Below are 2,667 nucleotides of genomic sequence, written 5' to 3' on the forward strand. Positions count from 1 at the left end.
GCTGCGCTGGTCAGGCCGTAGCCTGCCGCGCGCCGCCGTTGTTATCATTAGGCCTATATCACGCCGACCCGGAGACCACCATGCAGATTCGCGAAATCCTCACGCTCAAAAGCGACGACATCCACAGCATCGCGCCGACCGATCCGGTTTCCAGCGCCGTCGCCAAGCTGGTGGGCTTGGGGGTGGGTTCGCTGGTGGTGCTGAAAAACGGCGAGATGGTCGGGCTCCTGACTGAGCGCGACGTGGTGCAGGGCATGCACAAACAGGGCGGCGACCTGAAGGATGCCGAAGTCAGCAGCATCATGGTGACCGAGCCGGTGGTGGCCAATGCCGACGACTCGGTGGATTACGCGCGCGATGTGATGACCAAATCGCACATCGGCCACCTGCCGATTTTCGACGGCAACAAGCTGCTTGGCATCATTTCCTTCCACGACGTGGCGCGCGCCTGCCTCAAGGAAGCCAATTTCGAGAACAGCCTGCTGAAGCGCTACATCAAGCACTGGCCCGAGTAAGGCGGCTTGTCGAGCCGCTCAGCGGATCGACTCGATGTCGATGGTCTTCTCCAGTATTTTCGGCACGATCAGCGCATAGCCCTGCTGTTGCCAGTGCGCCAGCTCGACGATGCCGTTGGGCACCACCTCGATGAAATCCTGGAAGTCCGCTACCGCATAGCCGAAATCCTCGGCCGCCTGGCCGCACACTTTGAACGACACGCCGAGGCCGGCGTAGTAACGCATGCGCTCGACCGCTTCCTGATATTTCGCCTCGTTCTTTGTCGCTACCGTCACGATTTCGGTGCCGTGGATGACCACCACGATGTTCATGTCTTCGGGCGAGTAGTCGTAAGGCGCTTCCAGCAGCGGATTCATCAGCGAACGCACCCAGTACAGCGCGCTGCCGATTTTCTGCGGGTCGTCCAGGTAGAACTCGAACATGACCTTGGGAGGGGCATAGGGGGTGGCCACCCATTTGCCGGCCGCCTGCGCCGGCGCAATCGCACCCAGCCACAGCAGCATTGACAGAGCCAGGACAGATTTCACGGCGCGCTCCTCGTTTTTCCGCTCGTGCCTGTTTTATAGGCGCTGGGCGGCGTTCTGCTGCAGGCGGCGCAGGCTCCGGAACAACTGGAGCCGCGCCGGGTCGATCGCGCCCGCGGCGGCGGCCTCCTGGAGCCGGCAGCCCGGCTCGACCTCGTGCTTGCAGTCGCGGAAACGGCATTGTCCGAGATAGGGCCGGAATTCGACGAAGGCGTGCGCCAGCGCGCCGGCATCCAGGTGCTGCAGGGCGAATTCCTGCAGGCCGGGCGAGTCGATCACCGTGGAAGAGGCATCCAGCCGGTGCAGGCGGGTGTGGGTGGTCGTGTGACGGCCGCTGTCGAGCGCTTCGGAATACTCGGCGGTCACCGCATCGGCGCCCGGAAACAGCGCATTGATGAGGGTCGACTTGCCCATGCCGGACTGCCCGATCAGCAGCGTGGTGTGGCCGCGCAGGGCAGACTGCAGGGGCGTCACGTCGGACAGCGCCGACAGGGTGACGAGCGGGTAGCCGATGCGGGTGAGCAGGTCCAGCCTTGCGCGCGCGACCGGCGTTTCCGGCAGGTCGGCCTTGTTGAGGACGAGCAGACTGGCGATGCCCTGATCTTCGGCGGCGAGGATGCAGCGCTGCACCAGTTCCATCGAAAAACTCGGCCGTGCCGCCACCACCACCGCAAGCTGGGTCACATTGGCGGCGATGGCCTTGGATTTGAAGGCGTCGGAACGGTAGAGCAGGCTGGCGCGCGGCAGCACCGCCTCGATCACCCCGGCATCGCCGTCGCGCCGGACTTCGACCCGGTCGCCGCATACCGCGCGCAGGTGACGGCCCCTGACCTGGCAAGGCAGCTCGCCGGCCGCAGTTGCAACGATGAAGCGGCGGCTGAATGCAGCGACGACCTGGCCAGTCAGGACCGCCATGCGTCAGATTTCGAACAGCACGTCGACTTTCGCTGCGCAGATGAAATCGTTTTCCGACAGGCCGCCGATTGCATGCGTCCAGTATTCGACGCGGCAGGTGTTGTAGCCGACCAGCAGGAAGGGGTGATGATCTTCGCGGTGCGATACCCACATCACCGCGTTGGTGAACGCCTGTGTCTGATAGTGATCCTTGAACTTGTATTCCTTGGCGATTTTTTCGCCGTCGCGCTGCCAGCCGGACAGGCCCTTCAGCAGCGGCGCAATCTGCGCATCGGTCAAGGGGGCGACGCCGCCTTCGCAGGGCGCGCATTTCTTGCGGACGAGTTCTTCAACGACGGTGGTCATGACGGGTTCCTTACTTGAATTTGTAATACTGCTGGTTGAGGTAGGCGGCGACGTGCGCCTCGTCCTCCGGGAACCAGCCGGTGCCGGTGTTGGCGTTGCAGGCGGAAATGCGGGCGGCCAATTGCTGCGCGGTTTTGACCTTGCGGTCGGCGCGCGTGTAGATCTTGCTGCCGTCGCCGCCGAACATGTTGGCGTGGCAGCTGATGCAGGCCTTGTCGTGCAGGCTCTTGCCGGTCCTGGGGTCGCCCTTGGCAAACGGCGCGGCATGCGCGCCGCTTGCCAGCAGCGCGCCACAGAATAGGGCAGTCAGGGTTTTCATGATCGAGGTTCCTCATTGATTATTCCGTGCATTATCGTCACCGGGCGG

Annotated in this window: 5 protein-coding genes; 1 reads left to right on the plus strand and 4 read right to left on the minus strand. The window is 63.6% G+C overall.

The window, feature by feature from the left end:
• Nucleotides 1-80: 80 nt before the first annotated feature.
• A complete protein-coding gene (locus BGO62_RS04450; protein WP_296639698.1) occupies nucleotides 81-515 on the plus strand; it encodes a CBS domain-containing protein in 435 nt (144 codons plus the stop codon).
• A gap of 18 nt (nucleotides 516-533) precedes the next feature.
• On the opposite strand, the gene BGO62_RS04455 is transcribed toward BGO62_RS04450, so the two are convergent.
• The 4 genes from BGO62_RS04455 to BGO62_RS04470 are packed head-to-tail and all read right to left on the minus strand — an operon-like array spanning nucleotide 534 to nucleotide 2,619.
• Entirely contained in the window at nucleotides 534-1,043 is a 510-nt protein-coding gene (locus BGO62_RS04455; protein WP_296639700.1) for a DsrE family protein, read from the minus strand.
• 33 nt (nucleotides 1,044-1,076) lie between these two features.
• The gene (gene rsgA, locus BGO62_RS04460; protein WP_296639702.1) at nucleotides 1,077-1,955 is read right to left on the minus strand and encodes a ribosome small subunit-dependent GTPase A; all 879 of its coding nucleotides are present in this window, start codon (nucleotides 1,953-1,955) and stop codon (nucleotides 1,077-1,079) included.
• A gap of 3 nt (nucleotides 1,956-1,958) precedes the next feature.
• On the minus strand, nucleotides 1,959-2,300 hold the full coding sequence (locus BGO62_RS04465; protein ID WP_296639576.1) for a 4a-hydroxytetrahydrobiopterin dehydratase: 342 nt from the start codon (nucleotides 2,298-2,300) through the stop codon (nucleotides 1,959-1,961).
• A gap of 10 nt (nucleotides 2,301-2,310) precedes the next feature.
• Nucleotides 2,311-2,619: a cytochrome c gene (locus BGO62_RS04470; RefSeq protein WP_296639575.1), complete on the minus strand. Its 309-nt coding sequence runs from the start codon at nucleotides 2,617-2,619 to the stop codon at nucleotides 2,311-2,313.
• Nucleotides 2,620-2,667 lie beyond the last annotated feature (48 nt).

The organism is Thiobacillus sp. 65-1402 (assembly GCF_001897685.1).
GTDB lineage: Bacteria > Pseudomonadota > Gammaproteobacteria > Burkholderiales > Thiobacillaceae > Thiobacillus.